The organism is Streptomyces sp. NBC_01508, from assembly GCF_045040315.1.
In the GTDB taxonomy this organism is placed as follows: Bacteria; Actinomycetota; Actinomycetes; order Streptomycetales; family Streptomycetaceae; genus Streptomyces.
In genome coordinates, this window is sequence record NZ_CP109419.1 from 4,890,890 (window position 1) to 4,910,515 (window position 19,626).

15 protein-coding genes and 1 pseudogene are annotated in these 19,626 nt (G+C 73.0%); 5 read left to right on the plus strand and 11 right to left on the minus strand.

Translation table 11 applies throughout. The features are described 5' to 3' along the window. Nucleotides 1-38: 38 nt before the first annotated feature. The 5 genes and pseudogenes from OG700_RS22865 to OG700_RS22885 all read right to left on the minus strand — a co-directional run bounded on the left by OG700_RS22865 (nt 39) and on the right by OG700_RS22885 (nt 5,850). Nucleotides 39-3,485 carry an ATP-binding protein gene (locus OG700_RS22865; RefSeq protein WP_405616424.1) on the minus strand — a complete coding sequence of 1,149 codons (3,447 nt, stop codon included), beginning with the start codon at nt 3,483-3,485 and terminating at the stop codon, nt 39-41. Further along, nucleotides 3,482-3,763: a hypothetical protein gene (locus tag OG700_RS22870; RefSeq protein WP_405616427.1), complete on the minus strand. Its 282-nt coding sequence runs from the start codon at nt 3,761-3,763 to the stop codon at nt 3,482-3,484. Before OG700_RS22870 ends, OG700_RS22865 begins: the two co-directional genes overlap by 4 nt. A 25-nt stretch (nt 3,764-3,788) precedes the next feature. Further along, nucleotides 3,789-3,914 (minus strand): annotated as a pseudogene (locus OG700_RS22875) (RidA family protein); the annotation flags it as partial. 66 nt (nt 3,915-3,980) lie between these two features. Next, complete coding sequence (locus OG700_RS22880) at nt 3,981-4,736, minus strand: pyridoxal 5'-phosphate synthase (protein ID WP_405616429.1); 756 nt, start codon at nt 4,734-4,736, stop codon at nt 3,981-3,983. Between the two features lie 40 nt (nt 4,737-4,776). After that, nucleotides 4,777-5,850, minus strand: coding sequence for a hypothetical protein (locus tag OG700_RS22885; RefSeq protein ID WP_405616431.1), 1,074 nt, complete (start codon nt 5,848-5,850; stop codon nt 4,777-4,779). 129 nt (nt 5,851-5,979) lie between these two features. Between OG700_RS22885 and OG700_RS22890 the strand changes: the two genes are divergently transcribed. Next, on the plus strand, nt 5,980-6,558 hold the full coding sequence (locus OG700_RS22890) for a TetR/AcrR family transcriptional regulator (RefSeq protein WP_405616433.1): 579 nt from the start codon (nt 5,980-5,982) through the stop codon (nt 6,556-6,558). 126 nt (nt 6,559-6,684) lie between these two features. Here OG700_RS22890 and OG700_RS22895 read toward each other — a convergent pair whose 3' ends face one another. Continuing rightward, a complete protein-coding gene (locus OG700_RS22895) occupies nt 6,685-7,332 on the minus strand; it encodes a TetR family transcriptional regulator (protein ID WP_405616435.1) in 648 nt (215 codons plus the stop codon). A gap of 343 nt (nt 7,333-7,675) precedes the next feature. Between OG700_RS22895 and OG700_RS22900 the strand changes: the two genes are divergently transcribed. Both OG700_RS22900 and OG700_RS22905 read left to right on the plus strand, forming a co-directional pair. After that, on the plus strand, nt 7,676-8,461 hold the full coding sequence (locus OG700_RS22900; protein WP_405616437.1) for a VOC family protein: 786 nt from the start codon (nt 7,676-7,678) through the stop codon (nt 8,459-8,461). A gap of 224 nt (nt 8,462-8,685) precedes the next feature. After that, nucleotides 8,686-11,172 carry a serine/threonine-protein kinase gene (locus OG700_RS22905; RefSeq protein ID WP_405616439.1) on the plus strand — a complete coding sequence of 829 codons (2,487 nt, stop codon included), beginning with the start codon at nt 8,686-8,688 and terminating at the stop codon, nt 11,170-11,172. Nucleotides 11,173-11,223: 51 nt separating this feature from the next. Here the strand turns inward: OG700_RS22905 and OG700_RS22910 are convergent, their stop codons facing one another. Beyond that, entirely contained in the window at nt 11,224-11,913 is a 690-nt protein-coding gene (locus tag OG700_RS22910) for a hypothetical protein (RefSeq protein WP_405616441.1), read from the minus strand. A gap of 181 nt (nt 11,914-12,094) precedes the next feature. Here OG700_RS22910 and OG700_RS22915 point away from each other — a divergent pair, with 181 nt between their 5' ends. Further along, nucleotides 12,095-12,577 carry a hypothetical protein gene (locus tag OG700_RS22915; protein WP_405616443.1) on the plus strand — a complete coding sequence of 161 codons (483 nt, stop codon included), beginning with the start codon at nt 12,095-12,097 and terminating at the stop codon, nt 12,575-12,577. Between the two features lie 218 nt (nt 12,578-12,795). Here OG700_RS22915 and OG700_RS22920 read toward each other — a convergent pair whose 3' ends face one another. The 3 genes from OG700_RS22920 to OG700_RS22930 form a co-directional block, all read right to left on the minus strand. Then, entirely contained in the window at nt 12,796-12,969 is a 174-nt protein-coding gene (locus OG700_RS22920; protein WP_405616445.1) for a sigma-like protein, read from the minus strand. A gap of 305 nt (nt 12,970-13,274) precedes the next feature. Then, on the minus strand, nt 13,275-16,352 hold the full coding sequence (locus OG700_RS22925) for an AfsR/SARP family transcriptional regulator (protein ID WP_405616448.1): 3,078 nt from the start codon (nt 16,350-16,352) through the stop codon (nt 13,275-13,277). Nucleotides 16,353-16,688: 336 nt separating this feature from the next. After that, nucleotides 16,689-18,242 (minus strand): CehA/McbA family metallohydrolase, encoded by a 1,554-nt coding sequence (locus tag OG700_RS22930; protein WP_405616450.1) that lies wholly within the window; start codon nt 18,240-18,242, stop codon nt 16,689-16,691. 246 nt (nt 18,243-18,488) lie between these two features. Between OG700_RS22930 and OG700_RS22935 the strand changes: the two genes are divergently transcribed. Beyond that, nucleotides 18,489-19,316 (plus strand): LLM class F420-dependent oxidoreductase, encoded by an 828-nt coding sequence (locus tag OG700_RS22935; RefSeq protein WP_405616452.1) that lies wholly within the window; start codon nt 18,489-18,491, stop codon nt 19,314-19,316. 44 nt (nt 19,317-19,360) lie between these two features. Here the strand turns inward: OG700_RS22935 and OG700_RS22940 are convergent, their stop codons facing one another. Beyond that, nucleotides 19,361-19,624 (minus strand): hypothetical protein, encoded by a 264-nt coding sequence (locus tag OG700_RS22940; protein WP_405616454.1) that lies wholly within the window; start codon nt 19,622-19,624, stop codon nt 19,361-19,363. Nucleotides 19,625-19,626 lie beyond the last annotated feature (2 nt).

A 19,626-nucleotide genomic window follows, 5' to 3' on the forward strand; every position in this document is an offset into this window, starting at 1 on the left:
CCGGCGATTGAGGACACCACCCACCGGCCGGACCGATCTCAGCCCGTCCGGCGATCGAGGACGAACGGGCCGCCGACCGGACCCGGCGCGTACGCGTCCCGTTCCCGTAGCACCTCCAGGGCCGCCGCCCGCAGGTCACCGTGGTCCAGGGTGGCGTACGCGGCCGTCGCGTGCGCGTACGCCACCGCGTCGGCCCGCTCCGCCGCGCGGCGGGCGCGGGCCGGGGACATGGTCGGCTGGAACTCCCGGAGGAAGCAGAAGCGTTCGGCGAGCGCGGTCAGCCGGGCCGCCGCCCGCCGCCGCGCGGCTGCCTGGTCGTCCCGGTCGTCCCGGTCGTCCCGGTCGTCCTGGTCGTCCTGGTCGTCCTGGTCGTCCCGGTGGTCCTGGTCGTCCGCGAGGTCGACCGTGGCCACCGCGAGCAACAGGGCCCCGCAGGCCGGGAGTTCCAGCTGCGACAGCGGTGACCTGACGAGTGGGGCGGCGAGCAGCTTCGTCAGCGAGTACCGCAGTTCACCGGCGGTCTCCGCGACGAGGTCCAGCCGGCCGTGCCGCGCGTGGGCCATCACCGCGGCCGTCCGGATGCCCACGGCCCCGACGTCCAGCGTGTGCTCGGCGATCATCATCTGGCCGCTGAGGTGCGTCACTTGGTCGACGGCCGCGCGCCACAGTCGCAGACCGGTCCCGATCTGACCGCGCGTGAGCGCGATCTCCCCGCGCACCGCGTGAGCGAGGGCGAGAGTGGACTCCTCGTCCGCCCCGAGGCCGAACGTCATGGCGGTCCCGTCGTCCCCCGCCGGGCCGCCCCGCGCCCCGCCGTCCGCCGCCCCGCTGTCCGCCGGTCGCGCCATCGCCAGGTCCAGCTGGCGCCCGGCGCCGTCGAAGTCGCCGAGTTGAAGGTCGGTGAGTGCCAGGGCCCAGCGGATCCCGAACACGTCCGGCCAGGACTTGAGCCTCTCGACCACCGGCAGCATCACCTCGTAGTGGTGCCGCGCCCGCTCACTGTGCCCCGACTGCCTGCTCAGGTCGCCGACGCGGGCATGGGCCATGAGCCAGATCCACGGGCCGGCCACGGGTTCGGACGCGTCGAGCATCCGGTCGGCGGCGGCCAGGGCGCCCGCCAGGTCGCCCTTGGTCTCCCGGACGAAGCTGTCGAGGGCGTTGACGGCACCGGTCAGCAGCGGTCCGCCGCCGTCGCGGAGGGCCGGCGGCGGACCGTCCGCCCACGGTGTCTCGGGTGCGGTGGCCAGGACCAGGGCCGTGGCCCGGATCACGGTGTCCGGAGGGGCTGTTGGCAGCCTGCGCAGGGCGACCAGCGTGCGGCTCGCACCGGGTCCCCGGGTGACGTAGCCGTACGCGGTGCTCACCGTGAGCGCCGTCCTGGTGACGTCGACGGCCTCGGGTCGCGGCCGGAAGTGCGACAGCGTCCGGGCGGTCTCCTCGTTGAGCACCGACAGCCGCGTGTACGCGGACTCGACGAACCACAGGCCCCCGAGTACGGCGGTCGTGGCCGCCACCGTCGCCCCGACCCCCGTTGCCCCGACCCCCGTCGCCCCGTCCCCCTTCGCGAGCGCCAGCCGCAGCGCCCGCAGGAGATTGTCCTGCTCGGCCTTGATCAGTTCGCCGGTCGTGACGGGATCGGCGCCGAAGAGCGCGCTGTGGTGGGCCGTACCGAAGTCGTACGCCCAGGCGAGGAAGGCGTCCGTCACGCGTGCGGTCTCACCCGCCGCCTCCAGCCGGGCCGTACCGAACTCCCGTACCGTCTCCAGCATCCGGAACCGCGCGCCCGTCCGCGTGTCGACCACCCGGAGCAGCGACTGGTCGACCAGGTCCTCCAGGACCCGCAGGGTGTCCTGGGGTCCGGCGGGAGCCAGCAGCGCGTGCGCCGCCTGTGCCGTGAAGCCGTCCGGGAAGACCGAGAGGGCGCGCAGCGCGGCCCGCCCCGCCGGGTCCAGCAGGTTCCAGCTCCACTCGACGACGGCGTGCAGCGTGCGGTGGCGGGGCGGCGCGTCGCGCGCACCGCCGCGCAGCAGGGCGAAGCGGTCGCCCAGCAGCCGGGCGATCTCGGTGACCGACATGACGCGCACGCGGGCGGCGGCGAGTTCCACGGCCAGGGGCAGCCCGTCGAGCCGGCGGCACACCTCGGCCACGGCGTCCGGGGCGAGTTCGGCGTCCGGGCGCGCGGCCCGCGCACGCCGCGCGAACAGCTCGACGGACGTGGGCGGATCGAGCTGCGGCAGCAGGTACACCGATTCCGACGACAGGCCCAACGGGGCGCGGCTGGTGGTCAGTACGCGCAGATCGCGGGCCATGGCCACCAGCCCCCGCACCATCTCGGCGACGCCGCGCACCACGTGCTCGCAGTTGTCGAGGACCAGCAGGACCGGGCCGGGTCCCAGCGCGCCGACGATCCGGCCGAGTACGTCCGCCGGGGCGGTGGTGAGGCCGCCGCGGGCACCGCGCCGCGCCTCGCGGGCGCCGAGGACCGAGGCGACCTCGGCCGCGACCTCGTCGTCGGTGCCGATCCCGGCGAGCGCGACGACGTGCACGACCCGCTGCTCCGCGCGGTGGCTCACGGCGTGGGCGAGCCGGGTCTTGCCCAGGCCGCCGGCTCCGACGATCGAGGTGACGCGCGAGGCGCGCAGCAGCTCGGCGACGGCCACGGTGTCGGCGTCGCGGCCGAGCAGGGGGTTGGGGTCGTGGACGACACCGTGCCGCAGGACGGGGGTCTGGGCACGGAGCAGTTCCTGGTACGCGGCGCGGAGCGGGGCTCCCGGGTCGGTGCCCAACTCCTCGCGCAGCGCGCGGCGGTAGGTGTCGTACGTGGCCAGCGCCTGGGCCGGGCCCGCCGTCGTCTCCTCGCAGCGCAGCAGCTCCAGCAGCGCCTCTTCGTCGCGCGGGTGTGCGCGGAGGACGGCGGCGAGCGGGTCGACGGCCTCGGTGCGGCGGCCCAGCCGGGACAGCGCGAGGGCGCGCGCCCGCGCCAGCGCGTGGTGGGCGGGGGCGCGTCGGCGGCGCAGCGCGGTGAGAGGGTCGTCGTCCGACCCGTCCGACCCGTTCACCCGGTCCGCCGCGTCCGTCCCGTCCGCCACGGCTCCGTCCCACTGCGCGAGACCGGCCTCGGCGTCGCGGAGCGCGGCGGTGTGGTCGCCCGCGCGGGCATGCCGCGCGCTCTCGGCCGCGCTGAACAGCACGGCGGAGCTGTCGACCTGCTGCTCACCGAGGGCGAGCCGGTAGCCGGTGGGGGTACTGACGACGACCTCGGGTCCCAGCTGTGCGCGGGCACGGGAGACGAGGACCTGGAGGGCCTTCTTCGGGTGCTCGGGCCGCTGCTCCGGCTCCGGCCAGAGTTCGCCCACCAGGCGCGCGGTGGTGCGTCCCGAGCGCGGGTCGTCGGCGAGGAGCGCGAGCAGGCCGTGCAGCCGGGGGCCGGTGATCTCCCGGCCCCGGTAGGACACCTCGGACAGGAGTCGCAGCTCGGTGGTCACCCGTTCAGGTTACCCAGCGGGGGGCAGCGGCCTCGCGGCGTGACGGGGCGGTATCGCGCGCTCACCACCGCCGCGGGGTCGCCCTTGCCAAGTCCGTGCGGGCGGATCGGGACACCGCCGGGGTTGTCGTACAGCCGGATGCCGTCGCCGGGCAGGACCCGTGCGATGTGGAGGTTGATCTCGTCGATCAGCCTCCGTTCGAGGAACTGGCCGGCCCCGCGACGAAACCGTCCGGCGACATGGTGAAGTGCCAGAGCGCTTTTCCCGTTGTCGCCCATGTGCCGCCTCCTGCTGGACGCGTGTTCAATCCAGGACCGCGGTGGCCTCGACCTCGACCAGATGCTCGGGCACGTCCAGCGCCGCGACACCGATCAGTGTGCCCGGCGGTACGGGCGTGATCCCCAGCTTCGCGGCGGCCCGAGCGGCCCCGTCCGGCGATTGAGGACGAACCGGACGCCGGGCGGACCCGGTGAACCTTCCCGGTCACAGCGCCGGCTACGGCCAGAGCAGTTCGCGGGACCAGCCGCCGCCCGGCGCCGTACGGCGGTAACGCAGCCGGACATGGCGGCGCCGGGCGTCGCCCTGGAAGAACTCGACCTCGTCGGCGGCCAGCACGTACCGCGTCCAGGTCGGCACGGGCGCGTCCGGCTCGGCCGCCGCCCGCTCCCACGCGGCCTGCGAGGCGCGCGCCAACTCCTCGGTGGAGCCGAGTACTTCACTCTGCCGCCCGGTGAGCGCGGCGGCCAGCGCGCCGGTGGACCGGACGCCCAGATCGGCCCGGCTCTCCTCGGGCGCGGCGGCGCCCACCACGCCACGCACCCGGATCTGCCGCCCCCGCGCAGGCCAGTAGAAGCCGAGCGCGGCCCACGGCCGGGCGGCCAGCTGGCGGCCCTTCGCGCTGGTCGCGTGCGAGGCGAAGTGCCAGCCGTGCTCGTCGGCGTCGTGCAGCAGCAGCGTGCGGACGTCCGGCCGCCCCTCGGCGTCGGCGGTCGCGAGCGTCATGGCGTGCGGCTCGGCCTGCCCGGCCGCCACCGCCTCGCCGAACCACTGGTGGAACAGCGCCAGCGGTACGTCCGGTACGTCGGCCGGATCGAAGGCGGGCAGGTCGGTGTCCCAGACCCGCAGCTCCCGCAGGGCCGCGCGGAACGCCCGCAGTTCGTCGGACGCCCCGGACGCGTCGGGCACCTCAGACACCTCAGACACCTCGGACAGGTCGGATGCGTCGGACAGGTCGGATGCGTCGTCGCTCATGCGCCCATTCAACCGCGCCGGTTCTCCGACGGAGGTCCGCTCAGTGGGGCCGGGGAAGGCCGTGCTTCTCCCGCAGCTCCGCCAACCCCCGTGTGCACTGCTCGTCGCGGCTGTCATGGACGAGTTCGTGGAGGGCGAGCACCAGCCTGCGCCCGCGCTCGTACCGTTCGTCGCTCCAGGTCTTCAGCCGCTCCAGACCCGTCCGTACCGGCCCGAAATCCGCAGGGAAGAGATTGAAGCCGATGTCGACGAGCGAGGGGCCGCCGTCCTCCTTGGAGCCGAGGGCGGACTCGAACGGCTGTCGCACCACGTCGCCCTCGGTCACGCCGCTGTTCTCGATCTGGTCGTGGACAAGGTCCAGGGCGAACGCGTTGTCCGCCAGGAACTCGCCGTACCGCAGGGCGACCCAGGTGTGCAGCTCCTTGCTGCCGTGACGGGCCGGGTGCGACGCGCCGTGCGCGTAGTTGAGTACCTTGCCCGCCCGCTCCGTGTCGTCCTGCCAGAGTATGTGCCCTTCGAGGTGTCCGGCATGGCCCGCGAACACGCCGTCGCACATCTTCCGTGCGTCTCTGAGCGGCTTGAGAGCCGTGGCCTTGTCGCCGTGCTGGACCAGGAGGTTGCCGAGAAGGAGGTTGGCGACGTCTCCGGTCTCCGTGTCCCTGTAGACGTCGGCGGCCCGCTCGAATCCGTCACGGGCCGTGTCCGGGTCGCCGGTGAGCTGGGCGGCGAGGCTCCGCAGAAGCGGTCGGCCGGGTTCCAGGGACGTGTACGACTCGAAGTCCGGGGCGAGCATCACGGCGGCCAGGGGGCCGAGCCACGGGTCCTCTCCGGTGGCCACCCGCTCCAGCCGTTGTCGGCAGGAGCCGCCGAGCCCGGTCCCGCCGTTCGCGCCGGTCCCGCCGAGTTCGATGCCCGCCAGCGCCATGGCCGCGTGCCCGGACACGCTGGTACGCCCCGTACCGGCGATCGTCGTCAGCAGCGCCCGCGCCGCCGGGGCGTCGCCCGCCCTGAAGGCCACCAGCCCGGCCTCGACCTCGGCCGGCACCGGGCTCGGTGCGTCGGGGGGAAGCGGGAGGGGCCTCCGCCCGGAGTCCAGCAGGGGGTGATCGGTCATGTCGCCGCTCTCTCGTCGGAAGACGTTTCGCGCGAGCATGGCACGGGCCACTGACACCGGATTCCCCGTACTGCCCGGGACGTAGTACTACACTTGAAGTGGTGTCAATGGAAAGGCGCGACTGCCCCTATGAGACAGAATCCTGCCCGGCGCGCGGCGCTCGTCGACGCCGCCATCGAAGTACTCGCCCGCGACGGTGCCCGCGGGCTGACGTTCCGGGCCGTCGACGTCGAGACGGCCGTGCCCACCGGTACGGCGTCCAACTACTTCGCCGGCCGTGACCAGTTGCTCAATCAGGTCGGCCACCGGATCTACGAGCGGCTGATGCCGGACGAGGCCACCGCCGCGACCATTTTGGCCGGGCCCAACACCCGTGAGCGGACGGCGGAGTTGGTGTGGCTGGTGGTGAAGCGCGTCACCACGTTCCGGGCGGGCTTTCTCGCGCTGCTCGAACTGCGGCTTGAGGCCACCCGGCGCCCCGAACTGCGCGCCGTACTGACCGCGCGGGTCGGCGCGGACGTCGAGGCGAATGTCGTGGGGCATCTGGCGTCCGGGCTGCCCGGTGACGCCGACGCGGTCAAGGTGATCTATCTGGCGACCAATTGGCTGGTGGTGGAGCGGCTCACGCTGCCCGGTGTCTTCTCGGAGGAGGAGGCCGCGCGGCTGATCGGCGTCCTGGTGGAGCGGGTGCTGCCGTCCGGTCCGTGAGCCGTCGGTGAGACGTCGGTGAGACGTCCGTGAGGTGCCCGTGGGGCGCCCGTGGGACGGGAGCGCCGGCGGTGGATCAGCTCACTGATCCGCCGCCGGCGTGACAGGACGGAGGGAGATGCAACGTTACTTCGCCGGCTTCTTGCCCGTGATGCCCAGATGGACCAACAGCGCCAGATTCGGCTTCAGTTCGGCCTGCTTCACACCCCAGGTCTGGAAGCCCTTCTGGTGCGCGGCCACCGCCGCGAGCATGACGACCAGCGAACCGGCCATCGCGGCGGGGTTGACGTCCTTGTCGACCCTGCCTTTGGACTGGAGCTCCTTCACGGAATCCGTAAGGGAGTGGGTGACCGAACTCAGGATCTTCATGCGGATCTTGTAGAACCGCTTGTCGCCCTCGGCCGCGCCGAGATCGACGACCCTGAGGATCGCGTCGTTCTTGCGCCAGAAGTCGAGGAATCCCTCTACGAGTTCATCCGCCGTCCGGCGTCCTGCTTTACCTGCCCAGGAGCGGTCGGAGACCAGTTCGGTCAATCCGGCGCCCTCCTTGGCCATTTCCTCGGCGATCTCAAGGACAGCGCCCTCGACGTCCGGGAAGTACTGATAGAAGGTCGCGGGTGAAGTGCCTGCCTTCCGGGCCACGTCGATGACTTTGACGTCCCGATACGGCGAGGTGCTGAGCATCTCGCTGAGGCAGTCGAGCAGCTTCTGCCGCGTCGCCTGGCCGCGCCGACCGGCCACGCGGCCGTCGACGGTACGTACTTGTCCTGTCATGCCGTCAGCTTACCGAGGGGGGATCGGAGCGCGATTCGGCCGACTGCAAATGGGGAACCGGCCGCTGATCACCGGGGTCGTAAGACCACGTAAGGCGTCGTAAGGCGTCGTAAGAGGTCCACAAGGGTCCGAAGAGGCATCTCAGGGCGGTCGTGGCCAGGAATAGTGTTATCAACAGCCTGTGGACAACTTTGGTGGACAACCCAGTGCGCACAGGTCCTCACTGGGGGACAATTGGTCAGTTGTTCGATTTGTCCGCCCTGCGTCCGGCGAAATGCGCCATTAGCGTGGCTGGAAGCGGCACCGCTCGGGCGGTGCGCACATGGAGGAAGGATCCGGGCTCATGGCCGCATTCGCGGAAGGCGCCCCGTGCTGGGTGGATGTGTCGCTTCCCGACGTCCCGGCGGGCAAGCGTTTCTACGGCGAGCTGTTCGGCTGGACATTCGGTGCGGACGGCGGTGCGGCATACGGGCACTACACGAATGCATTCAGTGACGGAAAGCGCGTCGCCGCCCTCGCCGCGAAGCAGGACGGGCGTATGCCGACCGCCTGGGGCGTCTATTTCGCGACATCGGACGCCGCCGCGCTCAGTGCCCGAATCAAGGAGGCCGGCGGCGGAATGGTGAAGGATCCGACAGCCGTGGGGCCGTACGGCACGATGGCGCAGGGAGTCGATCCCGGCGGCGCGGTCTTCGGCCTCTGGCAGCCCGGGGCGCACTCCGGCTTCGAAAAGCAGGGCGAGCCCGGATCTTTCTGCTGGACAGAGGTCTATACGAGGGACGAGGAGAGCGTCGACCTCTTCTACGAGTCGGTATTCGGCTTCGTCGGCAAGGACGTGCCGGGCGAACCGGTCGATTACCGCACCTGGTCCCCGGCGGGTTCCGAGCCGGGGAGTGACAGCGCCATCGGTGGGCGAAGTGTCATCACCGACGCATTTCCCAAGGAGATGCCGGGGCATTTCCTCGTTTACTTCTCCGTGGCCGACTGCGACGAGACGGTCGCCGAGGCCGTACGGCTGGGCGGCCGGGTCAGGGAGTCCGCCGCCGACACCCCGTACGGCCGGATCGCCGTCGTCGCGGACGACCAGGGCGCGGTCTTCGCGATCCTGGCGGAGCCGGAGGCCGCGTAGATCCTGTCCGGCTCCGGTGGCTGGGCAACCCCCGTTGGTCCGTACGCGTCAAGACTCGTACGGGCGTGAAACTCACCCCGTACGAGGTCGTTCGCTCGTTTCCTGTCCGAAACGGGGTGAGACACCCCGATCCGCCCCCGGGTTCGCAACCATCGAGCCAGACAGGAAGAATCAGGGTGCAGGGGGCCGTACCTTTGTGGCCCGTACGGGGAGGTGGCAGGCAAGTGGAGCAGCTGACGCAGCACGATCCGAGACGTATCGGGCCCTTCGAGGTGCTCGGACGCCTCGGAGCGGGCGGTATGGGGCTCGTCTATCTCGCGCGCTCGGCCTCGGGCCGGCGCGTGGCGATCAAGACGGTGCGGACCGAGCTCGCCGAGGACCAGCTGTTCCGCGTCCGGTTCACGCGCGAGGTGGAGGCCGCCCGCGCGGTCAGCGGCTTCTACACGGCCGCCGTGGTGGACGCCGACCCCCGGGCCGCCGTGCCCTGGCTGGCCACCGCCTACGTGCCGGCGCCCTCGCTCGAAGAGATGGTCAACCGGTGCGGGCCGATGCCGGTCCAGGGTGTGCGCTGGCTGGCCGCCGGTATCGCCGAGGCGCTCCAGTCCATCCACGGCGAGGGCCTGGTCCACCGGGACCTCAAGCCGTCGAACGTGCTGGTGGTGGAGGACGGGCCGCGCGTCATCGACTTCGGTATCGCCTCCGGTGTCTCCAACACCCGGCTGACCATGACCAATGTGGCCGTCGGCACCCCCGCGTACATGTCGCCCGAGCAGGCGCGCGACTCCCGCAGCGTCACGGGCGCGAGCGATGTCTTCTCGCTCGGCTCCACCCTCGTCTTCGCCGCCACCGGGCACGCGCCCTTCCACGGCGCCAACCCCGTCGAGACGGTCTTCATGCTGCTGCGTGAGGGGCCGAATCTGGAGGGGCTGTCCGACGACCTGCGCACGCTCATCGAGTCGTGCATGCAGATGGACGCCGCCCAGCGCCCGTCGCCCGCCGACCTCCAGTCGCAGCTCGCCCCGCACCTGTTCGCGTCGGGCAGTGACGACAGCGGTACGGCTTCGGCCTGGCTGCCCGCGTCCGCGACCGAGATGATCGAGGAACGCCGTGGCGGCGGGCGTATCAACGCGGCGGCTGCCGCCGCCGCCCGCCCGCCGGTGCCGCCGCCGCCCTCGCACCACCCGCCGCAGCCCCCGCGCTCGCCCGACTGGGACGCCGCGTGGCGCCGCGACGGCGAAGGCCAGGGCGCCGGCCAGGCCGGTCCGGGCGGCCAAGGCGGTCCCGGCGCCGGTCCGGGTGGCGGCCGGGTGCCCGCCGTCCCCGCACCGCACGGGGCGGCCCCCGGCGGCCCGGTCAGGCTCTCCGGCTCCCCGGTGCCGATCGGCCCCGGCCCCCGCGTCGCCGACGGCCGCGGCGCCGCGGCGGCGGCCGCCGTCGACGCCGGACCGGCCACCGGCTGGATCCGGCCCCCGGTCGGGCCGAACGGCGCGGTGCTGCCCGTCGGCGCCGTCCAGGCCCCCGCCGTACCGCCGATGCCCGCGCCGCCGCCCGTCCCCGTCCCCGACGGCGGCGCGCCGGGCCGCTGGCGGCCCTGGCGCTTCCGCATGTCGAACGACGTCTGGGGCACCCCCGTCGTCGACGGCGATCTGCTCTACGTCACGTCGTTCGAGGTGCACGCCCTGGATGTGGGCAGCGGGCGGCGGCAGTTCAAGACCCGCGACGTGGCGTGGGCGATGGCCGTCTCCGGAGGCCGTATCCACGCCTCCGACGGTCCGACGCTCTACGCGCTCGACGGCACGGACGGCTCCGAGCGCTGGCGGCTCCAGACCGACGCCTGGGTGTACTCGCTCAAGACCGACCGGGGCACCGTCGTCACCGGTACGCGCGGCGGCGGCGTTCAGGCGTGGGAGGCGTCCAACGGCGAGAAGCTGTGGGAAGTCAGCGGCGCCCAGACCGATTTCGAGACACCGGAGGCCGGACCCGCGATCTTCGACGGCACGGTGTACGTGTGGCAGAACGCCCGGCTCAGGGCGCTCGACGCGCGCACCGGCAGCGAGCGCTGGTCGTATCCCATCGGCGACGGCGCGTCCTGCGGCGGCGTGCCGATCCGGCTGGTTCCCGCGTCCGACGGGTACGTGTACGTCTCGGCCGGTACCCGCGTGCTCTCCATCGACATCGCGAACGGCCATGTGCGCTGGCACTTCGAGGCGCCCGCCGTCTTCCTCTCACCGCCCGCCTTCGCGCCGGGGCCGGCCGTCACCGGCGGCGGCGTGTACCTCGCCGACTACCTCGGCACGGTGTACGCCCTGGACGCCACCACCGGCAAGGACCGCTGGCGCATCGCCACCGAGGCCCGCCAGTCCCTCGAACCGGTCCTGGTCACCGCCGGGAACGTGCACGTGGGCAGCGGCAGCGCGCTGTACACGCTGGACGCGGTGGCCGGCACGCCCAAGTGGCGCTTCGCGGCGGGCGGCGAGGTCGTCGGCGCGCCCGTCGTGGCCGACGGCAGGCTGCACTTCGGCTCGGCCGACCATGTCCTCTACACGCTGGACGCGGGCGGCGGACAGCTCCGCTGGAAGCTGGCGACGGGCGGCGAGATCACGGGGTCACCGGTGGCGCGCGGGGGAGTGGTGTACGCGTGCAGCAAGGACCGCTGTGTGTACGCGCTGGACGCGATCAAGGGCACGGCGACCGGCCGCGGCGCCCGCTGACCGGCCCGCCCCCGTCCCCCCCGTCCCCCCGTCAAACCAGGCCCCGCCCGGTCAAGTCCCGTGCGGGCGGCGGGTGGTGTCGTCCGGCGGAGGCGGTTCCGACGGCTGTTCCCTGGTGTCCCAGGTCCGCGGCTCGGGCCTCCAGACGTGCTGCTCGGTGCTGCCGCTCCCCGGCGGTTGTACGGGCGGCGGTTGTACGGGCGGCTGCTCGTCGCCGTACCGGTAGTCGCGGTCGTACGTGGAGTGGTCCCGCTCCCGGTCCCGTTCCCGCTCCCGGCCGTCTCCGGCGTACCGATGGCCACCACCGCCCCCTCTGCCACGCCCGCGGTGCCTGCGGCCGCTCATCACCGCCGCCGCGATCAGCAGCAGCACCCCGCCACCGGAGGCGCAGGCGACGCCGAGACCGAGCCCGGTCCCGTCGCTGGTGAGTGTGAGATCCCCGGCATCCTGCCCCTGGCGCACCATCCACAGGACGGTGAAGCCGAGCACGATCAAACCGGACAGCGCCACCAGCAGCCGCGAGCGCAGCACCAGTCCGATCAGGGTGACCAGGGCGGCGAAGGCCAGCGGGAGCAGGAGTGAGACCCACAGGTCGGAGCTGGTGCCGGTGATGCCGTTGAACAGGTCCTCGACGCGGTAGTCGCGGCCGTGCCGGCCGTCGTACCAGGCCTGGAACGGGCTCGCCACCGCCGCCGCGGCGCCGATGACGGCGAGGACCGACCCGATGATGTTGCGGACCATCGTCGGCCTCCTTGGATGAGCGCGCAGGGCACAGCTTCCAAATTCCGACGCTACGCCGGGGAACCGGGGGCCGCCAGATTTGGTCCCGTAACCGAGCACCCCTCGCGCCTGCTAGGGTGACATGCACTCGACAAAAGGGCATCAACGGTGACCAACCGCACCATTTTCAACGGGGGTTGAAGTGAAAATTCGACATGTTCGTGCCATAGCCATCTTCGGTATCGCCGTCGTCGCGCTGACCGGCGCCCGCGGCTCCGGCGGCGGCTGCTCCAGCTCCAGCTCCAGCTCCAGCAGCAGCGACTCGGACAGCGGCGGCGCGTCGGGCACGTCGGGCTCCTCCACCACCGGGGGCTCCGTGACGGGCGGCAGCAAGGCCGACGCCGCCAGGGATCTGACGATCGAGGCGTGCGAGTACGACGAGACCGCCGGGTTCAGCGCCGAGGTCACCGCCTCCAACACGGACGGCGAGACCTACGACTACACCTTCACGGTCGAATTCACCGACGCCTCGGGCATCACGCTCGCGAGCGGCCCCGGCAGCCTCTCCGACATCACGGCGGGCTCCACCGAGTCCGTCAACGTCACCGCCGCGGACACCGCCGGAGACGGTGGCGACGCCGGCGGCCAGTGCGAGGTCGTCGACGCGACCCGTACGACCGTCTGACTCCGGCTGACCCCGGCTGCGGCGGCGCGGCGCACACGCGGAGAACACCCAGCACACAGCGAGACGACGGCAGGCGGGGCCCCCTGAACGGTCCCGACCGCCGTCGTCCCTCTGTTCCCCCGTACCCCGCCCCCGTACCCCCGTGGAGCGCGGTCGCGGCAGCTCCCCTCCCCCGCCGCCGCGACCGCCGCCCGGTCCTTGCGGGCCTGCGCCCGGTACTACTTGGGCGGCGCGGGCGCGTGGTGGTCGCCCTGCGTCGTGGCGTTGCCCTTCGGCGGCGCCGGTGCGTGGTGGTCGCCCTGGGTGGTGGCGTTGCCCTTCGGAGGCGCGGGCGCGTGGTGGTCGCCCTGCGTGGTGATCTCTTCCGGGTTCTTCTTCTCGCTGCTGTTCATCTACTCCCCCTTGGGATTGCCCTACTCGGACCGAAGGCGGCCTTCTGCCCGGATACTCCCCCGAAGTCGCCGGGCAGAAGGCCTGGGGGACCGCTCACCCCCGCTGAGGCGATCTGGTCCCAAGCGACCCGTCTGCCCCCCGAGGCGACGGACCGAATGCACTGGAGCATGCCGAAAGAGCATAAACATTCGATGAACGCCCAGGCCGGGCACCCCGGGCGCCCCACGCCCCACTCGCGCTCCGGCTCCCTCACCTCTACGCGTACCCCTACGTCTGCCCCTGCGCGTACCCCTGGGGTCCGCCCCTACGCCGCGCTGAGCGGGGCGTCGAGCAGTTCCCGTACCTCCTCGGCCTCCGCCGCGCCCGACCCCTCGTGCAGCGACAGCGCCTCGCGCCAGCACGCCCGGGCGCGGTCCGCCTGCCCCAGGCTGTCCAGCGCCTTGCCGAGGGTGATCAGGACGTTGGCCCGGGTCCGGTCGCCGCCGATGCAGCCGATCGCGAGCGCCTGCTCGGCGTGCTGCGCGGCCGACGCGGCGCGGCGGGCCGCGAGATGGGCCTGTGAGATACGGAAGTGGGTCGTGCCCTCCCACAGTCGCTGCCGGTTCGTCTCGAACCCCTCAAGCGCCTGGGCCAGTTGCTCCAGCGCCTCCCGGTGCCGCCCGGCGTGCGTGAGCGCGATCCCCAGCGCGAAGCGGGCGTTGGACAGCCGCAGCGTGTGCCCGATGCTGTCGTAGACCTCGACGCCCTGTTCGGCCAGCGCTATGGCCTGGGACGTACGGCCCAGGGAGTGCTGGATACGCGAGAGGTTGCACAGGGCGCTCGCCTCGCCGGGGCGGTTGCCGTCCGCGCGGGAGCCCTCCCTCGCCTTCAGCAGATGCGCCTCGGCGTCCTTGAAGCGTCCCTGGCCGAGGGCGATGATGCCCCGGTCGTTGTCCGACCAGTAGACCGGCGCCGGGTCCCGTACGGACTGGGCCAGCGCCGCCGCCTGCCGGGCCTCGTCGTCCGCCTCCTCGTAACGGCCCGCCACCAGATGGACGTTGGTCATCGAGGTCCGGGCGCGGCCCTCCGTACGGGCGTCGCCGGCCGCGCGTGCCGCCGCGAGCGCCGAACGGGCCGCCGCCTCGTACGACTTGGAGTTGGCGCCCGACTCCGCCAGGTCCTGCGCGGCCCACAGCAGATCGACGGCGCCCCGCAGCCGCGACCCGCCCGCCGCCTGCCGGGCGCACGCCAGCAGGCAGTCGGCCTCCGCGTACAGCCAGTCCTGCGCCTCGTGCCGGTCGGTGAAGACCAGGCCCTCGTACTCCGTCGGCTCCAGATGGTCCTGGAGGCGGTCGCCCGGCCGCTCGATCGTGTACACCCGCGCCGCCGTCGCCAGATAGAAGTCCAGCAGCCGGGAGAGCGCCGCGTCGATCCCGGTGCGCGGCTGTTCGTCGCGGTCGGCGCAGGCACGCGCGTAGAGCCGTACGAGGTCGTGGTAGCGGTAGCGGCCGGGCGCCGCCGACTCGACCAGGGAGGTGTCCACCAGGGACTCCAGCAGATCCTCGGTGTCGTGCGGCGGCAGATCGAGTACGGCGGCGGCCGCCGCCAGCGAGATGTCCGGACCGTCCGCCAGCCCCAGCAGCCGGAACGCGCGGGCCTGGGCGGGCTCCAACTGGCCGTAACCCAGCTCGAAGGTCGCCTTCACCGCCAGGTCGCCCGCCTGGAGTTCGTCCAGCCGCCGGCGCTCGTCGGCGAGCTTCGCCGCCAGCACCGAGACCGTCCAGGTGCGGCGCGAGGCCAGCCGGGAGGCGGCGATCCGGATGGCGAGCGGCAGGAAACCGCAGGCGGCGACCACGTCCAGCGCCGCCTCGCGCTCGGAGGTGACGCGCTCCTGGCCGACGATACGGGTGAACAGCTGGAGCGCTTCCTCCGGCGACATCACGTCCAGGTCGACCAGATGGGCGCCCTCCAGATCGACCATCCGGACCCGGCTCGTGACGAGCGCGGCGCAGCCCTCCGTACCGGGCAGCAGCGGGCGTACCTGCGCGGCGTCGCGGGCGTTGTCGAGCAGGATCAGCACGCGGCGGCCGTCCAGCGCCGAGCGGTACAGCGCGGAGCGGTCGTCCAGCGAGTCCGGGATCGCCGAGTCGGGCGTACCGAGCGCCCGCAGGAACGAGCCGAGCACCGCCTCCGGTTCGGCGTAGCGCGCACCGGCGCCCTGGAGGTCCACGTACAACTGGCCGTCGGGGAAGCGCGGTCGGGCCGCGTGCGCGACATGCACGGCGAGCGTCGTCTTGCCGACGCCGCCGATACCGGCGAGCGCGGAGACCGCCATCACCGACCCCTCGGCGCTGGCGAGCCGGCGCCCCAACTGCCCGACGAACAGCGCCCGTCCGGTGAAGTCCGGTACGGTGGCGGGCAGTTGGGCGGGCCGGGTGAAGGTGGCGACCGGTGCGGTCTCCTCCGCAGGGCGGGCCAGCTCGGCGTCCGCCTGGAGGATGCGGTGCTGGAGCCTGGCGAGTTCGGGACGCGGGTCCACGCCCAGCTCGTCGGCGAGGAGGCGGTGCGTGTCCGCGTACACGGCCAGCGCCTCGGCCTGCCGGCCGCTGCGGTAGAGGGCCAGCATCAGCTGTTCGCGCAGCCGCTCGCGCAGCGGGTGCTCGGCGGTCAGCGCGGTGAGTTCGGAGACGGCCTCCGCGTGCCGGCCCAGCTCCAGGTCGATGTCCAGCCGGCCCTCGACGAGCTGGAGGCGCCACTCGTCGAGCCGGGCGCGCTCGTTCTCCGCGTACGGACCCGGCACGGACGCCAGCGGCTCCCCGTCCCAGAGACCCAGCGCCTTGTTGATCAGTAGGCGGGCCTGCTGCCGGTTCCCCGCCGCCCGCTCCTTCTCCGCGACGGCGGCCAACTCCCGCGCCATGCTCAGATCCAGGGCGTCGGGCCGGGTGTGCAGCGCGTAGCCGCCGGACTCGCTGACCAGGACACCGGGGGAGAGGGCCTTGCGCAGCCGGGAGGCGTACGTCCGTACGGTGGCGAGCGCCTGCGGCGGCGGCGTCTCGCCCCAGATGCCGTCGATCAGCTCCCCGGCGGTGGCGGTACGGCCGTCACGCAGGAGCAGGGCGGCGAGCAGCGCGCGCTGCTGCGGCGAACCGGACGGCAGCAACTCGCCGCCACGCCAGGTCCGCACCGGCCCGAGCACACTGAAGCGCAGCGCGCCGGAGAGGTCCGGGGCGCCGGGCGGGGCGGCGTCGGCCTGCGCGGCGTCGGGCGGGATGTTCGGTGCGGTGTTCGGCGCGCTGCTCCGTGTGGTGCTCGGTGTGATGCTGCCCAGTGTCTTGTTCGGTGTCTTGTCCGGTGTGGCCGGAGCTCGCTGCTCCGGTACGCGCGGCCCGCTGTCACGGTCCATAGCTCCCCCTGCCCCCGAACTGCCGGTATCGCCCCCGACAGTCTGCCTTGTCCGGAGTGGCGGCGTCAGCCTCGGGCGGGGGTCTGCACAAGCCCTCGACACGGTAAAGGACGCGACCCCTCCGGGTAAATCCGCTGGCGGCGGCTGGATGGAAAGGGCTACCGGGCGGCCGGCCGGGACCACCGGGAGTACCGGGAGCTGCCGCCAAGTTCCGGTCCCTCAGGGGCGGGTCATGTTGACATGGGGCGGGGACGCCGGTGGCGGCCGACGTCCCCGCGGGCGGGCGTGCGGTCGTGCGGGTGGTGGCGGCGCGGGAGTCGCCCGCGCCGCCCTACGTCACGAACCCCGCTCGGCCCGCCCGAGGAAGACCGGGTTGGTGAGCGCGACGAACGGCCCCGGCAGGCCGGGCACGCCCGGGACCGCCGGCGGGCGGCGTACCTCCGCGCGTACGTACGTCGCGTACTCGGCCGTCGTACGCCACTGAACCGTGCCCGTGCCCGACTCCGGGAGCGCGGCCGTGTGCAGCGTCCCCTGGTCGGTGACGATGCGCACCGAGCTGCCCGCCGGGGCGCCGGTAACCTCCAGCCATACCGTCACCGGGTCGTCGTCGGCCACCTTCAGCCGCTCGCCGATGCCCGCGTGCAGGCCGCGACCGCCCGACGCGCCGAAGGTCAGGGACACCGCCGCCGACTCCGCGACATAGCTGCGGCCCGCCCGGATGCCCGCCAGGATCGCCTCGCGGGACAGCTCGTCGGCGAGGACGACCGTCTGCGGGGTGCCGATCGGGTCGGGGTCGCGGTGCGCGTCGCTGCTGCCCATCGCCGGGGTCCACGGCCGTCCCGAACGAGCCGCCGAGACAAGGGTGTTGTCCCAGGAGGCCAGGGCCACCTCGTCCTCCGGGGTGAAGGGACCGTTCCACACCTCGACCGCGTCGGCGTCCCCGAAGCCGAACTTCCAGTTGCAGCCGATGCAGGTGGCGTGCGGATGCGCGGGCACGACAAGACCGCCCGCGCGCCGCACCTCGCGTGCGTAGTGCCCGAAGCGGTTGTCACGGGCCCGGTAGCGCCAGTCGACGAACGTGCCCGCGTCCATACCGATGGCGACGACATGGCCGTTACGGGTGGTGATCTCCTCGCCGGTGAGGATGAGCAGGTCGTCGCCCCACAGCCCCTCCCACGCGCCGTGCGCGGAGGAGGTGTTGTGCTCGCTGGTGTTGATGAAGTCCAGCCCGGCGGCCCGCGCGCCCGCCGCGATCTCGGCGGGGGTGCGCCTGCCGTCGGAGTGCACGGAGTGCAGATGACAGTCGCCCCGGTACCAGGCGCGCCCGCGCCCCTTGGCCCGCTCGGGCGGGTGGACCGGGCGCGGGGTGCGGCCGGGGGAACCGTACGTGAGGGTGATCGTGACCTCGTACGCCAGCCCCTCGGGCGCGACGGTGTACGGGCCCAGCGCGATGTGCCACGTCCCGGACCGCACCGGGCCCGCCAGATAGCCGGGGGTCGCCTCGTCGGCGCGGATGAAGAACTCCGTACGCGCGCCGCCCGACCAGCCCCGGAACCCGTCCCCGCCCAGCTCGGTGCCGCGCTCGTCGAAGACGCCGATGTCGAGAGCGTTGCCCTGGGTGCCGGCCGGGACGGTGGGCCGCTCGTAGCTGTACGCGACGCGGATCTCCCGCACGCCGCGCGGCACCTCGACCGGGAGGTAGACGAAGTCGGGCGAGCCGGTGGGCAGGGTGCCCCGTACGGTTCTGGTCTTTTGGCCTTCTTGGCCCTCTTGGCCACCGCTGGGCGCGGCGCTCGCGAAGCTCACGCTGCCCAACGTAAGGGCGGCGGCGGCCCCGGTCACGAGCAGACCGCGTCTGCCCATCGCGTGTTCCGTGTGGTCGTTGCACATGCCGGCGGCTCCCCAGGAGTGTCGAGAGGGACAGGAGTGGTGCACTCGAACCCTGGTATTGAGCCGTGAACGGCCGCGCAAGGGAAGGGGGCCGACAGGTGGTGCGCACATTGCCGGTGGATGCGCCGCCCGACACGCTTCGGGACCGATCCGCATCAGTCCGGCCGGCCCGGGCATAGGTTTGAACGCCGCCCGCCGCCAACCCCACCCCTCCCGACCCCTCCCGAGTCGAAAAGAGAACCCCGCATGCGGATCGCGACGACCATCTTCCTCACGGACGAGACGATCACACCCGTGCGGCTCGCACGGGAGCTTGAGGAGCGTGGCTTCGCCGGGCTCTACCTGCCCGAGCACACCCACATCCCGGTCGAGCGGGCCACCCCGTACCCGGCGGGCGGCGACCTGCCGCGCGAGTACGGCCGTACCCTCGACCCCTTCGTCGCGCTCGCCCAGGCGGCGGCGGTCACCGACCGCCTCGGGCTCGCCACCGGCATCACCCTCATCGCCCAGCACGACCCGATCGACCTCGCCAAGCAGATCGCGACGCTCGACCATCTGTCGGGCGGCCGGTTCACCCTCGGGCTCGGCTTCGGCTGGAACAAGGAGGAGGCGGCGGACCACGGCGTCGAGTGGACCACCCGGCGCACCCTCGGCTGGGACCGGCTGGCCCTGATGCGCGCGCTGTGGGCGCCCGAACCAACCGCGTACGAGGGCGAGTTCGCCTCCGTACGCCCGAGCGAGGCCCACCCGAAGCCCGCGAACGGCGCCCCACGCACCCTGGTCGGCGGCGCGGCGGGCCCCAGACTCTTCGCCCGGATCGCCGAACAGGCGGACGGCTGGCTCCCGATCGGCGGCCGGGGCCTCGCGGAGTCGATCCCGGCTCTGCGCAAGTCCTGGGCGAGCGCGGGCCGTTCACCGGAATCACTCCAGATCGTCCCGTACGCCGTCCGCCCCTCCCCGGGCAAACTGACCCACTACGCGGACCTGGGCGTGACGGAGGCGGTGCTCCAACTCCCTTCGGGCGGCGCGGCGGAGGTACTGGGGGCGCTGGACGAGTACGCGCGGTACGTGTGACGGGCTGCTCGGGGCCACCGGCCGCCGCCGGGCTCGGCCCCGGGTCACTTGAAGAGACGCCGGTGCGCCCGGCACCACTCGACCCGGTCGGCCAGTTCCGTCAGATGCCCTTCGGCGACCCAGGTGGCCCGCGGTTCCAGTCCCCGGACGGCGAGTTGGCGTACCAGGGCGCTGGTGTCCAGTCGCGCGACCGCCTCCAGATGACGCAGCAGCGTGGGCACGGCGGGGGTCCAGGGCTGCACCGGCCGGTGGACGGTGTCCCCGATCCGTACGACGGGGCGGGGCCCGTCCTGAAGGCTCTCGTCCACCG